Raw genomic sequence first — 16,513 nt, 5'->3', positions numbered from 1 at the left:
AACTATTTGAGATGACCCTACATTTTAGTCTTTTCCATCCCCTTCCTGAACCAAAGTTTGACTGGAAAAAATGGATTCTACCACAACGTTTTGACTTTTTTTTTGGTGGACTTTTACTGTTTTTTATCGGGGTAATTGTGCATCTCTACTATTCGATTAAGGAACTTGAATCTCCAACGTTTATTCCCTATTTTTTCGTAGTTGGTTTTTTCGCCTTTATAATCCACCGCTACCTTAATCATATTGAGTATTGTAATGATTCGGGAAACTTCGAGGGTTACATCCGTTTTGATTATGAGGGTTTTGAGTGGAATGAAACGCGTTATTCCAAAAATGATTTTGTAATGGTTTCCTATGCTATTGACGATTATTCAGGAAAAACTATTGGTGCAAAGTCATCCAAAGTTGTACTTAGTTCGGGTACTTCCAATTATTTCACGTTCAAAACCGCAGACGCTACCCATCGATTACAATTTCGTATCCCTTCCGAAAACTATCTTCATCCGTTAAGAGATGTACTGCAAAGTTATATTCCCTGAACCTTAACATTCCCTTACCACCCGTTATAAGGGGAATGAATTACCTTTGGACTTTAATTTTTTGAATGATGAATAATTTTGAACTATACAATCCGGTCCATTATATTTTTGGCCAGGGACAAATCGCTAAATTGGCGGAAGTAACGCCCAAAAACACCAAGATTTTATTGGCGTATGGCGGCGGAAGTATTTTTAAAAACGGCGTATACGACCAAGTGAAAGCGGCGTTGGCGGGTTATGAATGGGTCGAATTTGGGGGTGTCGAACCCAATCCACGCTACGAAACCTTGATGAAGGCCGTGGAATTAATCCGTGCTGAAAACATTGGTTTTATCTTGGCCATCGGCGGCGGAAGTGTCATTGACGGGGTGAAATTTATTTCGGCGGCAGTACACTATCCGGGTGATGCGATTGAAATCTTGAAACAACGCATTTTATTTAAAGATGCCTCGGTTTGTGTGCCTTTTGGAACGGTGTTGACGTTGCCCGCAACGGGTTCGGAAATGAATTCGGGCGCCGTAGTCACCATTGAGGCAACCCAAGAAAAATTAACCTTGGGCGGTAGTGCATTGTTCCCTAAATTCTCGATTGTAGACCCTACAGTGATTGCTTCGTTACCGAAACGGCAATTGCAAAACGGGGTGGTCGATGCCTTTACCCACGTCATGGAGCAGTACGTAACGTATCCGCACGATGCCATGTTGCAAGACCGTATTGCGGAGAGTATTTTGCAAACCTTGATCGAAATTGGTCCTTCGGTCGTTGAAAACCCAACCGATTATAAATTGGCCTCCAACTTTGTGTGGTCGGCGACAATGGCCTTGAACGGGTTGATTCAAAAAGGAGTGCCTTCCGATTGGGCGACGCACATGATTGGGCACGAATTGACCGCGTTGTATGAGATTGACCATGCGCGTACCTTGGCGATTATCGGGCCGAATTTGTACCGTGTGATGTTTGAGACGAAAAAAGAGAAGTTGGCACAATACGGGCAACGCGTTTGGAATTTGACAGGAACCACCGAAGAAATTGCCACAGCTGCGATTGACAAGACGGTTGAATTTTTCCACACTATGGGCATGAAAACCCGTATTTCGGAAAATGCAGAAAATTGGGAAAATACGGCCGACTTTATTGTGCAACGCTTTGAAGAACGCGGCTGGTTGGGACTCGGCGAACGTCAAAATGTAACGCTCGAAAAAGTACGGGAAATAGTTACCCTCAGTTATTAATTCATTTTACTTAAAACACAAAAGGCGTTCGATATTATACCGAACGCCTTTTTTTCAACCCAAAACAAAAATTCACTAAACTAACCTTTGCAAGGATAACGAGGGTAAAAACATGAAATTGTAGTTTGCTGTGTTAAAATAAACGTTAAAGTTTTACGGCGCTGTTTCGGTGGAATCTTGGGTAGCCGAAATAAATACCCTATTTTTGAAAAATCAAACCCACACACATGCAAAAACAACCTAAAATAGCGGTTATCGGTGGCGGCAGTTGGGCCACAGCCATTGCCAAAATGCTATGCGTTAACTTGGACGAAATTGCCTGGTACATGCGCAACGAGGCGGCTATTGACCATTTGAAAGCCTACAAACACAATCCGAACTATTTGAGCTCGGTGGAATTTGATATTACTAAATTACGCTTAACACAAGACATCAATGAAGCGGTCGCTTATGCCGATTATGTGATTTTTGCCATTCCTTCGGCCTTTTTAAGCCGCGAATTGGAAAAGTTGACCGTGCCCCTGGAGGATAAGATTATCTTCTCGGCCATCAAAGGTATCGTGCCCGAAACGTTCTTAATCGTCGGCGAACATTTTCATACCACCTATGGGATCCCTTACCACAATATTGGAGTAATCACGGGGCCGTGTCATGCCGAAGAAGTAGCTTTAGAGCGTTTATCGTATTTGACTATTGCCTGCGGGGACACCAAAAAGGCACGGGTCATGGCCAAGCTATTGGCGGGGAATTATATTAAAACCAAAACCTCTGATGACATCATTGGGACCGAATATGCGGCCATGTTGAAAAACATTTACGCCATTGCGGCGGGAATTGCGCATGGTTTGGGCTATGGTGATAATTTCCAATCGGTGATAATGAGTAATGCCATTCGGGAGATGAAGAAATTCATTAAAAAAGTGCACCGCATGAAGCGCAACATTAACAACTCGGCCTATTTGGGCGACTTGCTCGTGACGGGCTACTCGGTTTTTTCCCGCAACCGTATGTTTGGAAACATGATTGGAAAAGGGTATACGGTCAAATCGGCGATGATGGAAATGAGTATGGTGGCCGAAGGGTATTATGCCGTTAAGAGTGCCTACAAACTCAACCAGGATTATAAAGCAAAAACACCCATCATTGATGCGGTGTATGCCATCTTATATGAAGGGAAAGATGCCAAAAGCACGTTTAAGAAATTAACCGAACAATTGGATTAAAAAAAAGAGCCTCAATGTTGAGGCTCTTTTTTTTGGGTTTATTTTCATTGACTATACCTTAGTCATTTTTAGGTAAACCAATTGATTGGAACTATTGGTGAACGCTACCACTATTTCGGTATAGGTTAATGACACAATCGTTAGCGATTGGTTAACCACTTGTGGCGTACCCCCAACATTGGTTGTATAACGCAACGTTAGATTGGTCGACAAGCGGTTGTACGTTCCCGAAATCGATTGGTTGGTACAGGTTCCTGAATTCACAAAATCGTTTTGTTGGTACGTAAGGTCAGCATTGAAGATATAATTGTCTTTATCACAATTGGCGTCATTCACATAATTGGTATAATTGATGGCGCCTTGTGCATTCATAGTACCTGTTTGCGAAATTTCCCATTTGCCCACGAGGTAATTTTGTTGCACAAACGTCTCTTCGTCTTCTCCACAAGCGGTAAAAAGCAAGGGGAGTGCCATTAAAAGGAATACGAACTTCTTCATCTTATTGTGCAATAACTTCAATGTTGTCAATTTGGTAAGTCGAGGTAATGTTGTTGGTTCCTCCTACATATCGGAACGAGATGTATACTGTTCCGGTATACGCTGATAAATCCACATCACCTGAACTGGTAAAGTTGGTTGGGAAACTGCTCGTCTGTGGTGCAAAAGTAGCCGGCAATTGTGTCCAAGTAGCAGCATTTACATCTGCAGCCAATCCTGAACCATTATAGTTGGTCGAAATCCAAACTGTTACCGCTTCACCATTGGCAAAACCAATTTTAGACCCAAAACGCAAGAAAGCTCCGGTGGTACCTGTCAAATTGATACCCGGTGTAATTAAACGCGTATCTACGTTATTTTCTGCTGGCGTTAATCCAAAAGGGGAAAACTGCGCATATTTATTTCCACTGAAGATACGAGCTTCCCAACGTTCATTTCCACTATTCATTGATACGTTACTCCATCCGGGTAAAGCAATGAATTGGTTGTTTCCTGTGTTGGCAATTCCTTCGAAATTTTCAGAGAACAAAGGCACCAAACGAGGTCCTGTCAATTTAATATCTTCTTCTGTACGGGCAACAAACTGGTAGTCAGAACCAAATTTTGTCAAAATTCCACGCACTTTTCCACGGCCAGAAGCTACAGGACGTGAAGCAAAGTTGGCAAAACTACTGGTACGGAAAATTACTGTTTTTCCATCGGCGTCTACCAACAAGTGATTGGTAGCCCCCCCTAAGTCATTATTGGCATCATAGTAGGTTGTTGAAATCGCTTGGTTGGAGAACTGTACATTATCCAACTCCACCAATGTATTGATGTTGGCATCGTTCAACAATTGCGGAATGGTCAAGGTGCGTTTTAATTGATCTTCAGGAACAATAGTACATGCTTTGTTTAAAACCGTACGGTATAACGCAGGTGCCAAACGACCCACTGAGGCAGTTCCGGTAGAATTTACAAACAAACCTCCAAAACGACGACCTCCATTGCTTACGTCGGTGTATAAATCTTTCATTTTGATCAATACTTTGCGTCCGGGTTCAAACGTAATAAACGTTGACGTCACATCTACAGGGACACTGAACGCTGAAGGAACGGGATTTGCTGTTGTAGGAATCGTTTGGAAAGAAATGGATTTAAAGAAGTTACCCCCTTTATCCGAAGAAACTACATAGGCCTCAATCACATCGTCTTGTGTATACTGAGCTACCGTAGAACCGGCCGTAATATCGGCAACTTCTTTGGTTTTCACCAAGGTCGTTTCGATACAATTGACCTGAGGAGTATCGTAATTGTCGTCGTTCACACAACCGACAAAAGTACTTGCTAAAAGCGTTAGCGCAAGAACGGGTTTAAAAAAAGTTGTTTTCATATAGTGCTTTTATTTTTTTTAGAAATTAATGTAAAAATTGAAGAAATAGGTACGACCGAAACCGTAGAAGTAGCGGGGTGCAAAAGCAGGAGTTCCACTGGATACATCTTGGTTTAATTCACGGAAATTGGCATTACGTGCTTGTTCAAATCCGCCGGTTTTGTACCGTACATCAAAGATATTATTTAAAGTGGCAAATAATCCCAAGGTGATTGGGTTTTTACCTGAAATTCTCCACGATTTTCCTCCGGTTAAGTTCACAAGCGTATAGGGGTCAAATTTTTCTTGTTTCAACAACTGATCCACGCGTTCTTGAGTCGCTTCGGGGAATTGGAATCCATTGGCATCTTGTGGATTGCGCAAGAAACTGTTGGTGCGCAATACAGAAGAAACATCCAAATACGTATCGGCCAAGTAGTTTACATTGGCACCTACCCACCAAAACTTCGGATCGCGGTATTCTAAACCAACGGCATACGCTTGATTTGGGATTCCCGGTTGACGGTAGTTTTTCAATTTAGCTTCTCCTAAGTTCACTAAGGTCGATAACCCATTGGCTGCACGGGTATCATCGTTCAACACAACATTCGGATTGCTGTTGTACGTAAACTGTCCGTAAGAAGCGGCAGCCGTAGCTTTAATGGTTGAGGTAATTTGGTATTCCAACCCTAACTCCGCTCCGAAATTCAATTTATCCAATCCGGTTACAATCTCCGCTACGAAAGCATCGCCTCCATCGCCATCGTTATCTTCAAAAGCACCTTCGGCAAAGAAGAAAGACGTTTCGGTAGCGTTTTGAATGTTGGCATAGTAGGCAGTAATACGGGCTTTGAAGGATGGCGTTTTGATGGCATAACTCAAATCCAAGTTGGACACCCGCTCGCTTTGTAAGTTGCGGATAGGCGTATTGCTTAAACGGGCATTGAAAAACACATTACGCATGGATGGCGCTTTGGTCATGAAAAGACTGTTCATGGTCAAGAAGTGCTTACCCGTCACTTTGTACGTTAACCCTCCTTTGAATCCAAAGTTGTCAAAATCTACTTTGTCACTTTTTCCAAAAGAAGAGTTGGCATAAATTCCGTTGCGGTATAATCCCTCGCGTTGGTAGGTTTTACGGCTAAAAGATTGTGCCAAATAGAAATCTACTTTTTTGTAGGTAAATTTAAACTGTGTAAAGGCATCGATATGATCGGCAAACAAGTTGTAGTTGTACCCGTATTTATCGCCTTCTACCACACGACGGTTGGGGTTGTTTAAGTCGGGTTGTTGTGCTGTACCGGTTTGAAATGGATCGATATCAACTAAATGAGACCCTCCCAATAAGTCGGTCAACATTTGGAAGTTGGCCGATTTCAAACGGCTGTAGCTTGCGCCTCCATTCATCACAATGTTGTCTGACAATTGAGAGCTTAAAATAGTGTTGGCTACAAACAAGTTGTCGTCGGTACGGTCTTCGTATAATACGTATTTACTCTCAGCGGCTTGACGACCGATTTCATTACCGTTGGCATCCAAGATAGGCGTGGTGTTGGCGCGGTACATGGCATTCCAATCGATTTGACGTTGGGTAAAGAACGGTGCGTCCATTGCTCCTACTAGGTTGGGCGTAAAAACACCTCCTAAACCACCGGGTTGGTAGGCCGAAGCGGGAACCACTGAAGGGTCATTTTCATACAATGATGTAAAGTAACTGGGTAAATTTTGGTAGTATGTTGGATCGGGATTCGCAGCGTTTACAAAGTCCAAACGCGAGTTTCCAATTTTACCAAATTGGTACATTACATTGGAGGTCAAGCGTGTTTTATCGCTTAATTTCCAATAGTGCGTAAGCATTAAAATGGGTTCGTCTACTTCACGATCACGGGAATTCCGTTTTTCCCCATCTTGCCAACCCCAGAAAGAGTTGTAGTTCACTCCCGCAATGCTGTTGATTTCATCGGTATTGGAAGAGTTACGTCCCCGACGGTTTTGCGCATAAATGGTGGTTAAGTTCAAACTATGGTTGTCGTTGATTCGTTTTTCAATGCTGGCAAAAAGCGAATTTGCAGAATAATCGGTTCCTTCAAAATATGCTTCTTGTGCCCAACGACGGGAGGCTGAAATTACAAACGCCCATCCATCGGCATTCATTCCTGAAGCATGGGTGGCCATAGCACGCCAGTTGTAGTTGGTGTTGGTCCCTGCATACGACAAACGGGTCCCTTTGCGGTAAATTGATGCGCGGGTATTGATTTCTTGTGTTCCTAAAATTCCCCCAAACGTATAATCCGAAGGTGCTGAACCCATGGTAAATTCTTGGTTACGCGTGGCATCGTTCAATCCCCCCCAGTTCCCCCATTGTGGACGGTTGTCCAACAATTTATTCATCACTACTCCATTAATCATGGTAGTCGCATATTCATTGTCTAAACCACGAATACGGAAACGAGCTTGTCCCCAGTTGAACGCGGCGGCTTGTTGATACGTATCCCGCGACGCTTGCAACAAACCAGCCGTATTTTCAGAACCGCTGTTGTCGTCATTCAAGTCGTTTTCAAGAATCGTAATCAAGTTGATTTGCTGCTCCAAGGTCACATCCTCTTCTAGAATAATCAATCCTAAATCAGAAATTTGACCTTTGGCTACTTCTACACTTAGAAGTTGGTCTTTAAATCCGGTACTACTCACTTTTAAAAGAACAGCCCCTGGATTTAAATCGTTGAATACAAACTCCCCCTCGCGGTTGGTCACTTGGGTAAAGTTGGTGTTCTGAATAGAAACGATGACGTTTTGCAAGGCCTTGTTCGTCTTCGCTTCCACTACTTTACCTTTCACTCCGCTTCCAGATTGCGCTACGGCAGCCCAGCACTGAAGGAGCAGTAAAGTAACATAAACAAGTTTTTTCATAAATAAAGCAATGTTAATTTTGATATAAAAAAAGTTAAGATAAACTTAACAGGCAGCAAAGGTACATTTTTTCATTATAATATTTACTTTTGGCGTGAAGTTTGCGTAAGCTTAACTTTAATTTAAATTGACTAAAATGAAGAAAATTAAAAATATCGTATTTGTTTTTGCCATATTAGCAACAAATACGCTTTTTGCTCAAGGAAAATTCGAACTCCATACCGTTGCCTTTTACAATTTCGAAAACCTCTTTGACACCATTAACCAAGAGAATAACGACGAAGAATGGTTGCCCAATGGGGCTCAAAATTGGACGCATAAAAAATACCGTCAGAAATTACACAACTTATCGAAAGTGCTTTCAGAAATTGGCACTGGGGAACAACAAAGCAACAGTCCTGTACTTATTGGGGGTTGTGAAATTGAAAACCGTGGGGTTTTGGAAGATTTGGTGAAACAACCCTTGTTAGTCAATAAAGATTACGGTATTATCCATTTTGATTCGCCCGACAAACGCGGGATTGATGTGGCTTTACTATACCAGAAAAAACACTTTAAACCCACCAGTTACACCAGTATTCCCCTTTATATTTATCGTAGTATGGAAGGAAAAGGCGATAAAGAAAAAGATAAAGACAAGGAAAAAGAAGAATCCGACGATAAGGTAGAAGCCGATAAATCCTCCAATCGCGTGTATACCCGTGATCAATTATTGGTTACTGGATTGTTGGACGGTGAAGAAGTGAGTATTATCGTGAATCACTGGCCTTCCCGATCAGGGGGTGAAAAAAAGAGCGCGCCGTTTCGTGAGGCTGCCGGTTTATTGAACCGAAAGATTATGGATTCGTTGTTTGCCATTAATCCCAAAGCAAAAATCATTACCATGGGGGATTTGAATGACGGTACGTACAATAAAAGCGTAAAAGAAGGCATTGGTGCCAAACGCAAAAAAGAAGAAGTAAAGGAGAAAGGCATTTACAATCCTTTTGAAGAAATGTTTTACAAAGGGCACGCCACCTTATTCCACCGTGATGCGGGTGACATTTTTGATCAAATCATGGTTTCGGAAGCCTTTATTGATAAAGATTACAAGAAGTTCCAATACTGGAAAGCGGGGATTTACAACAAACCCTATATGATTCAAAATTTTGGCCAATACAAAGGCTATCCTTTGAGGCATACGCTCACCGAAATTGGTTATAGCGACCACTTTCCGGTATATGTTTACCTCGTTCGGGAAGTAAAATAAAAGCAAAAGTCAGCGGCGGCTGACTTTTTTATTTTGTACCTTTCGTGTCCTAATTTGTATCTTAAATTGAATCCCTATGGCAGCGGCAAAACCCTTTAACCTTCCGCAATGGATTGCAAACAACAAACACCTTTTGCAACCTCCTGTAGCCAATAAAAATCTGTACGTCGATTCCGAAGACTACATCGTCATGGTCGTTGGGGGTCCCAATGCCCGCAATGATTTTCATTACAACGAAACGGAAGAACTTTTTTACCAATTGGAAGGACATATCACAATTTACATTCAAGAAGAGGGTGAAAAAAAGGCTATCGCTTTGGGACCTGGAGACCTGTTTTTACTTCCTGCGCGCACACCGCATTCGCCTGCCCGTACGGAAGGCTCTATCGGTTTGGTGATTGAACGAAAGCGTGAAAACCAGGGGTATAAAGATGGACTACTTTGGTTTTGTAGCCAATGCAATCATAAACTCCATGAGGTCTATTTTGAATTGACCAATATTGAAACCGATTTTTTACCCCATTTTAAGGCTTTCTACACCTCCGACACCTTGCGGAAATGTACCCAATGCGGCACAGAAATGCCGGTGCATCCGAATTTTATATAATAGCTTTTTTTTACGCGAGAATCCGTTATTTTTGACCCAACAAACAAACTAGAATATATGGCAACTATTGCACAACAATTCGGCATGACCGAAGCCTTGGAACTTTTAGGAATTAAAGCGGTAAACGAAGGAACTTCCACGGGAACCCAGTGGTTTTCAGGAGGGGAGTTAATCGACAGTTATTCGCCCGTAGATGGCCAATTAATTGCTAAAGTGAAAGCATCCACCGAAGCCGATTACGAAAAAGTAATGCAAGCGGCTACCGAAGCCTTTAAAACCTTCCGTTTAATGCCCGCTCCAAAGCGTGGCGAAATTGTGCGTCAGTTTGGAGAAAAATTGCGTCACTATAAAGAGCCTCTTGGGAAATTGGTTTCTTATGAAATGGGAAAATCGTACCAAGAAGGTTTGGGTGAAGTGCAAGAAATGATTGATATCTGTGACTTTGCCGTAGGGTTATCCCGTCAATTACACGGTTTAACCATGCACTCGGAACGTCCTTCCCACCGTATGTATGAACAATACCATCCACTAGGCGTGGTCGGTATTATTTCGGCCTTCAACTTCCCAGTGGCCGTTTGGTCGTGGAATACGGCTTTGGCTTGGATTTGTGGTGACGTTTGTGTTTGGAAACCCTCAGAAAAAACACCATTGTGCGGCGTGGCTTGTCAAAACATTATCGCCGAAGTATTGCGTGAAAACCACTTACCCGAAGGAATTTCCTGCTTGATCAATGGCGATTATAAAATCGGACAGTTATTAAACCGCGACACCCGCGTTCCTTTGGTTTCGGCTACGGGTTCGACCCGTATGGGTAAAATTGTAGCGCAAGAAGTAGCGGCACGTTTGGGTCGTTCGTTATTGGAATTAGGCGGAAACAATGCGATTATTGTCACGCCCGACGCTGATATTAAAATGACGGTTATCGGGGCTGTGTTTGGTGCTGTAGGAACAGCGGGGCAACGTTGTACCTCAACCCGTCGATTAATCATCCACGAAAGTATTTACGACAAAGTAAAAGATGCGATTGTAGCCGCTTACGGGCAGTTACGCATTGGGAATCCTTTGGACCAAAACAATCACGTGGGGCCGCTTATCGATACGCATGCCGTAGAACAATACAACAAAGCCTTGGCACAAGTCGTGGCTGAAGGCGGTACAATTTTGGTTGAAGGTGGCGTACTTACCGGCGAAGGATACGAAAGTGGTTGTTATGTGAAACCTGCTATTGCAGAGGCGAAAAACGACTTTGCCATTGTACAACATGAAACGTTTGCTCCAGTCTTGTATTTGTTAAAATACAGCGGAGATGTGACCGAAGCGATTGCAATTCAAAACGGTGTGGCCCAAGGATTGTCTTCAGCTATTATGACGAATAACTTACGAGAGGCCGAGGCATTTTTATCGGCGGCCGGTTCAGACTGTGGTATTGCGAATGTAAATATCGGCACCTCGGGGGCTGAGATTGGCGGTGCTTTTGGTGGTGAAAAAGAAACTGGTGGCGGCCGTGAATCGGGTTCTGATGCCTGGAAAGTCTATATGCGTCGTCAAACGAATACGATCAACTATTCTACGAGTTTGCCGTTGGCACAAGGAATCAAGTTTGATTTATAGTTTCTTTTTAGAGAAAAGAAGCAAGAAAAAAGAAAAGCGTCCTGTAAAATTGGGACGCTTTTTTGTTGTATCAAATAACGTTACTTGGTTTTCTTCACATACTGGGTAAGAATCACGATGTATTGTCCTTCTACCCGACCTTCAATTTGGTCGGCGTTGTCCCAAACCAATTTGATGTTGTGCACTGCGGCGCCGCGTTTGGCGGTGAAATTGGCGCCTTTCACATCCAAATCTTTAATTAACACCACCGAATCGCCATCGTTAAGGATATTTCCGTTGCAATCTTTGTAAATGATTTTGCCTTCATCTTCCTCGCCTTCACCGGTCGCTTTTGCCCATGCTAAGGCTTCTTCATCGAGGTACATCATTTCGAGTAAATCGTGGTTTTTCAAGCGGGCCAACATGCGCCAAGAAACGATTTGTACCGGCAGCTGTTCGTTCCACATACTATCGCTCAATCCGCGCCAATCGTTGGGATCGGTCGTTTCTGGATTATCGATTTGATCTTTTAGTTTTTTAGCAATAAGAATGCTGTTTTCTAAACTTTCTGTAGTTTTGGGTGCTACGGTATAGACCACTAAGTCTTCTGTAGCTCCACTAATTTCGCACACTGCTCCACTGCGGTCGTGTAATTTTTTTTCAATAGGAGTCATTCGCTTCGGCGGAATTATAAATTAAAGGACGCGCCGATATTGAACAAAAACTGATTGTTGTAGTATTCGTATCCCACTACGTCTGAATCGTATCGGGAAAAAGGAGCGCTAAATTCAGTATACAATCCAAAGCCATTGGTGAAGAAGTACCGCACGCCTAGATGTCCTCCGAAATTGCGTAAGCCCAAACTTAAGCCGGGATAGATGTCTAGTTTTTCATCTATTTTGAAAACGTTCCCAATATTGGCATTAAAACGCAAGCGCACATCGGCTCGGTCTTCAAAACGGGGTTTAAAACTCAAATCGCGTTCTGCATTTAAAATATAATTGGTCATGATTCCCAACGAGATGTTTTCTCCGATACCGAAATCGGCCGTCACAGCGATACCATTACCTCCGTCTTGAAAAGTAGCACCCACCTGCCCTTTCACATCGCCTTTTCCTTTAAATGCTTGTGCTTGTAATCCGAGTGTAGCCCCTAAGGCTACGATCATAAGTAGTCGTTTCATAATTGAGCGTTTTGAAGGAACAAAGATAGAAATTCCTAACTGCCACGGTGAAAATCGAGTTAATTTCTTCCTTTTTCGTTGGGATACAACTGCGGTAGGGGTTCGCTTTGCCAAAATTCTTTGCTATCGACATCAAGGATCGTTAGCGGTCCGGTAAAGGCTGCTCCCGTATCGACATTCCAAACCCCTGCTTTGTGCACGGGAACCGTTTGTCCTATTTTGGTCACGGGGGTATGCCCAATGTAGATTTCGGCATACAAATTCAACCGCCGCGGATAGAACACACTTTCCTTGGATAACTCTTCCGGCAAAGCCAATGCGGTTTCCCACAGCGTTCGATCCCAATACAACAACCGGGGATAATATTCATAATCGATTCCATTCATATTGGTAAAACCCGCATGAACAAACAATCGATTCTGGTCGTCTAAATAATAATCCTGCAAACTTTTTAAAAAAGCAATATGGGCTTGCTTTTGTTTTTCAGAAACCTTTTCATAGGCTAAAACTGTGGCTTCTCCGCCGTGTTTGTACCATTGGGTTTCATCAATATTTTCGTGGCGTTGCGCTAACCAATTCAAGAGTAATTCATCGTGGTTCCCCCGAATAAATATACAATGTTGATGGTGTTGGAGTTCGATCAAAAAATCCAACACTTCGGGCGACTGACTCCAGCCGTCGACATAATCGCCCAAAAAAATTAAGGTGTCATGCGGCTGCATTGCGGCGCGTTCCAGAACTTGGTGTAACGCGCGCAAACCGCCGTGTATGTCTCCGATAACTAGTGTTCTACTCATAAATCTTTGTTATATTTCACTTTTCGCAACACCCGCATGGCTTCTTTGAAGTTGGTATATACTTCGGAGCGACGGGTTTGTTTAAATAGGGGTTTGGCATCGATTAGTTTTTGTTTGGCCTCTTCAAAACCATTTAAAAAACAAAGCATCAGGGTGTACGGTAAATTTTCCAAGTCCCGAAATTCACGCTCAGATAATTCGAGTCCCTTTTGCATTTTTGCCAACAAAGATAAGCCCGCATTGTAAATATGATACAACATTTTGCGGTTGTATTGCGGTGGCTCAAACAACATTTGGGTTTCAATTTTATAATATCCGTTATCGAAAAACATCAGTTTTTGTTGTTCCAATGGATAATAGCTCGTTTTATCGTTTAAGCCTAATGGCACATATTCGGTAATGGTAAACGAACTTTCATCGAAGGTAATCGTGACAACATCTTGAGCCGAATAAAACAGTTTAATTTGTTCGTTCACCAATTCAATGTCGACCCGGGAAAGAAATTGTTTATCTCTGATTTTTTTGGAATTCCCCGACCAACAAATGACAAAAAGTTCGCGAAATACCCGGTAGTGCGACGGCATATCCCGATGGCGGTTGTTGACAAAATCAATCACACTGTCTAACGTATGTGCGATGCTGTTGCGCGAATTGTTTTCGATTCGCAATACGGTCTCAATATTTAACTTGGTATACGGGATTTTATCTTCCGTAGGGACAGAATTACTACCAATACGAACAAATGCAGCTTGGGCGGGTATCGTGTGAATTCCTTTTTTAAAAAACGAAGGTTTGGATTTGGGTCGGATGGTCACCAAACCGACTACGCGATCTTTGGGCAAATTGGGGAAAGGGACGTTTTCGTACTGAATTTTGGGCGGATTCTCTAAAAAAGCGTTGACTAGGTTTTGAATATGACTGTCGTCAAAAAAATCATCGCCCACTATTTCATTCGACTCGTCTTCAACCCCCACCACGATATACGAATTGTTGGAGGGATTGGAATTGGATAAGGCGCAAATGTGCTTCAAGAACTTGGCTTTCCCTTCTTTGGTATGCAAATTCAGTTGTCTTTTTTTATCATAGAAACTACTCTCATCATTATGAGCAAGCAAATTTCGAATCAAAAGACGTTTGTTAATCATGAAACTGAATTACTGAACACTGATTACTGAATACTGATCACTGAACACTGATTACTGAACACTGATCCCGACCCTTCGGGGCTGAACACTGATCACTGAACACTGTACACTGTACACTGTATACTGTATACTGATTACGGCACCTTATTCCCCATACTTTCCGTCCAAATAGCAAACCAATCCAAATCGGTCAGCGGCAATTCAACGGCTTTCATCAGTTGCTGAATCCGGGCAATATTTACAGTTCCGGCCACAGGAATAACCCCTGCGGGATGCTTCAAGACCCATGCCAACAACAACGTATCTGACCCAACTTCATATTTTTCAACCAATTGCACCAATAGTTTTTTCAAACGACGGGTTTGCTCAATATCCTCCCGAAAAACCGTTCCCAATGGGTTCCAAGACATTGGAGTAATTTGATGCAATTGCATGTAATCCAAACTTCCATCCAACATGGGTTGGAAATGGGTGGCCGAAAATTGAATTTGATTGTAATGGACTTCGGTACGTTGGCGAATTAACTCCGTTTGGGTGGGTGTAAAATTAGACACCCCAAAATCGCGGATTTTTCCTTGTGCATGAAGTATTTCCACTGCTTCAGCAATTTCATCGGGTTGCATCAACGGACTAGGGCGGTGCAACAACAAGACATCCAGGTAATCGGTTTGTAAGTTTTTGAGCGAATTATCTACACTCCAAAGGATATATTCTTTTGAATAATCATAATGTTTCAGCGTATTGGGTCGCCCTTGGGTATGTTGTATCCCACATTTGGAAATCAGCTGAATACGATCGCGCAACAACCCACTTTGCGTAAACGCTTGGCCAAACTCAGCCTCGGTAGTATAGCCGCCATAAATATCGGCATGGTCAAACGTAGTGATTTGATTGTCAACACAAACGCGAATCAAATGCGCCATTTCGGTAGTGTTGAGTTTTTTATCCCACACGCCCCAATTCATCGTTCCTGCAATCACAGGAGAAAGCACTGTTTTTTTCATAGCTTCTTAAAAGTCTAAAAATAGTAAAATGAAATCATAATTCTAGCTTAATACTATGGAAAATAAGGAACATTTAACGCATCATTAACATCGGTTTGGGGATTAAATCTTCAATTTTGAATTGTTAAAATTTAAAGGTTATATTCGCAAAAAAATAGCATTTATGGAAGAAAATTCAACGGCTTTGGATATCCGAGCAATTAATGAAAAAATTGAGCGGGAAAGTGCCTTCATCGACTTGCTGACCCTAGAAATGAACAAAGTAATTGTAGGACAAAAGACGATGGTCGAGCGCTTACTGATTGGCTTGTTGGGACAAGGACATATTTTATTAGAAGGAGTGCCTGGTTTGGCCAAAACCCTCGCCATCAATACCTTGTCTAAAGCTGTTCAAGGATCGTTTAGCCGAATTCAATTTACTCCTGATTTGCTTCCGGCCGATGTGGTGGGTACCATGATTTACAACATCAAGCAAAACGAATTTTCCATCAAAAAAGGGCCCATATTTGCCAATTTCGTCCTTGCCGACGAGATAAACCGAGCCCCTGCTAAAGTCCAATCGGCCTTGCTTGAAGCCATGCAGGAAAAACAAGTGACTATTGGTGAAACCACGTTCCCCTTAGACAAACCGTTCTTGGTCTTGGCTACGCAAAACCCTATTGAACAAGAAGGAACCTACCCGCTCCCCGAGGCACAAGTAGACCGCTTTATGTTGAAAACAGTCATTGACTACCCCAAAATCGATGAAGAACGTTTGGTGATTCGTCAAAATTTAAAAGGGTCCTATGAAACGGTACGCCCCGTAGTTACGGTGGAACAAATTTTGCGCGCACAAGAGGCTGTTCGGGAAGTGTATATGGATGAAAAAATTGAAAAATATATTTTAGACCTCATCTTTGCCACTCGTTATCCTGAAAAATACGGCTTAGAAAATCTAAAACCTTTAATAAGTTTCGGGGCCTCGCCACGGGGAAGTATTAATTTGGCTACCGCGGCCAAATGTTATGCTTTTATCAAACGTCGTGGCTACGTCATTCCTGAGGATGTGCGCTCGGTTGTGCATGATGTCCTTCGCCACCGTGTGGGCGTAACGTATGAAGCCGAAGCCGAAAACATCACTTCGGTTGACATCATCAACAAAATTGTCAATCAAATCGAAGTGCCCTAAATCAGTTGACAGTTTGC

General features: G+C 42.6%; 15 protein-coding genes. 7 read left to right on the top strand and 8 right to left on the bottom strand.

Going from position 1 to position 16,513, the window contains the following annotated elements; all coding sequences use genetic code 11:
- Positions 1–11 precede the first annotated feature (11 nt).
- From O9316_RS10195 to O9316_RS10185, 3 genes are all read left to right on the top strand, one after another.
- Entirely contained in the window at positions 12–539 is a 528-nt protein-coding gene (locus O9316_RS10195; RefSeq protein ID WP_298347147.1) for a hypothetical protein, read from the top strand.
- Positions 540–607: 68 nt separating this feature from the next.
- The gene (locus O9316_RS10190; protein ID WP_298347177.1) at positions 608–1,771 is read left to right on the top strand and encodes an iron-containing alcohol dehydrogenase; all 1,164 of its coding nucleotides are present in this window, start codon (positions 608–610) and stop codon (positions 1,769–1,771) included.
- 227 nt (positions 1,772–1,998) lie between these two features.
- Entirely contained in the window at positions 1,999–2,994 is a 996-nt protein-coding gene (locus O9316_RS10185; protein WP_298347145.1) for an NAD(P)H-dependent glycerol-3-phosphate dehydrogenase, read from the top strand.
- A 51-nt stretch (positions 2,995–3,045) separates the two neighbouring features.
- Here the strand turns inward: O9316_RS10185 and O9316_RS10180 are convergent, their stop codons facing one another.
- Genes O9316_RS10180 through O9316_RS10170 form a run of 3 tightly spaced genes read right to left on the bottom strand, consistent with a single transcriptional unit; the run spans position 3,046 to position 7,753 of the window.
- On the bottom strand, positions 3,046–3,492 hold the full coding sequence (locus tag O9316_RS10180; protein WP_298205366.1) for a hypothetical protein: 447 nt from the start codon (positions 3,490–3,492) through the stop codon (positions 3,046–3,048).
- 1 nt (position 3,493) lies between these two features.
- The gene (locus O9316_RS10175; protein WP_298205365.1) at positions 3,494–4,864 is read right to left on the bottom strand and encodes a DUF5689 domain-containing protein; all 1,371 of its coding nucleotides are present in this window, start codon (positions 4,862–4,864) and stop codon (positions 3,494–3,496) included.
- A gap of 18 nt (positions 4,865–4,882) precedes the next feature.
- Complete coding sequence (locus tag O9316_RS10170; RefSeq protein WP_298205364.1) at positions 4,883–7,753, bottom strand: TonB-dependent receptor; 2,871 nt, start codon at positions 7,751–7,753, stop codon at positions 4,883–4,885.
- Between the two features lie 136 nt (positions 7,754–7,889).
- Between O9316_RS10170 and O9316_RS10165 the strand changes: the two genes are divergently transcribed.
- From O9316_RS10165 to O9316_RS10155, 3 genes are all read left to right on the top strand, one after another.
- Positions 7,890–9,002, top strand: coding sequence for an endonuclease/exonuclease/phosphatase family protein (locus tag O9316_RS10165; protein ID WP_298205363.1), 1,113 nt, complete (start codon positions 7,890–7,892; stop codon positions 9,000–9,002).
- Positions 9,003–9,078: 76 nt separating this feature from the next.
- Positions 9,079–9,609 carry a 3-hydroxyanthranilate 3,4-dioxygenase gene (locus O9316_RS10160; RefSeq protein ID WP_298205362.1) on the top strand — a complete coding sequence of 177 codons (531 nt, stop codon included), beginning with the start codon at positions 9,079–9,081 and terminating at the stop codon, positions 9,607–9,609.
- A 57-nt stretch (positions 9,610–9,666) separates the two neighbouring features.
- A complete protein-coding gene (locus O9316_RS10155; RefSeq protein ID WP_298205361.1) occupies positions 9,667–11,220 on the top strand; it encodes an aldehyde dehydrogenase family protein in 1,554 nt (517 codons plus the stop codon).
- Positions 11,221–11,300: 80 nt separating this feature from the next.
- Here O9316_RS10155 and O9316_RS10150 read toward each other — a convergent pair whose 3' ends face one another.
- The 5 genes from O9316_RS10150 to O9316_RS10130 form a co-directional block, all read right to left on the bottom strand.
- Positions 11,301–11,873, bottom strand: a complete 573-nt coding sequence (locus O9316_RS10150; protein WP_298205360.1) for an alkylphosphonate utilization protein — start codon at positions 11,871–11,873, stop codon at positions 11,301–11,303.
- Positions 11,874–11,887: 14 nt separating this feature from the next.
- Positions 11,888–12,382, bottom strand: a complete 495-nt coding sequence (locus O9316_RS10145) for a DUF6646 family protein (protein ID WP_298205359.1) — start codon at positions 12,380–12,382, stop codon at positions 11,888–11,890.
- A 59-nt stretch (positions 12,383–12,441) separates the two neighbouring features.
- Entirely contained in the window at positions 12,442–13,179 is a 738-nt protein-coding gene (locus tag O9316_RS10140; RefSeq protein WP_298205357.1) for a metallophosphoesterase family protein, read from the bottom strand.
- Complete coding sequence (locus O9316_RS10135) at positions 13,176–14,324, bottom strand: ATP-binding protein (protein ID WP_298205356.1); 1,149 nt, start codon at positions 14,322–14,324, stop codon at positions 13,176–13,178. Before O9316_RS10135 ends, O9316_RS10140 begins: the two co-directional genes overlap by 4 nt.
- Positions 14,325–14,458: 134 nt before the next feature.
- Positions 14,459–15,328: an aldo/keto reductase family oxidoreductase gene (locus tag O9316_RS10130; protein WP_298205355.1), complete on the bottom strand. Its 870-nt coding sequence runs from the start codon at positions 15,326–15,328 to the stop codon at positions 14,459–14,461.
- Positions 15,329–15,491: 163 nt separating this feature from the next.
- On the opposite strand from O9316_RS10130, the gene O9316_RS10125 reads away from it, so the two are divergent.
- A complete protein-coding gene (locus O9316_RS10125) occupies positions 15,492–16,496 on the top strand; it encodes a MoxR family ATPase (RefSeq protein WP_298205353.1) in 1,005 nt (334 codons plus the stop codon).
- The last annotated feature ends 17 nt before the right edge of the window (positions 16,497–16,513 follow it).

The organism is Flavobacterium sp., from assembly GCF_027533505.1.
In the GTDB taxonomy this organism is placed as follows: domain Bacteria; phylum Bacteroidota; class Bacteroidia; order Flavobacteriales; family Flavobacteriaceae; genus Flavobacterium.
This window is presented reverse-complemented; position numbering and strand designations above follow the sequence as displayed.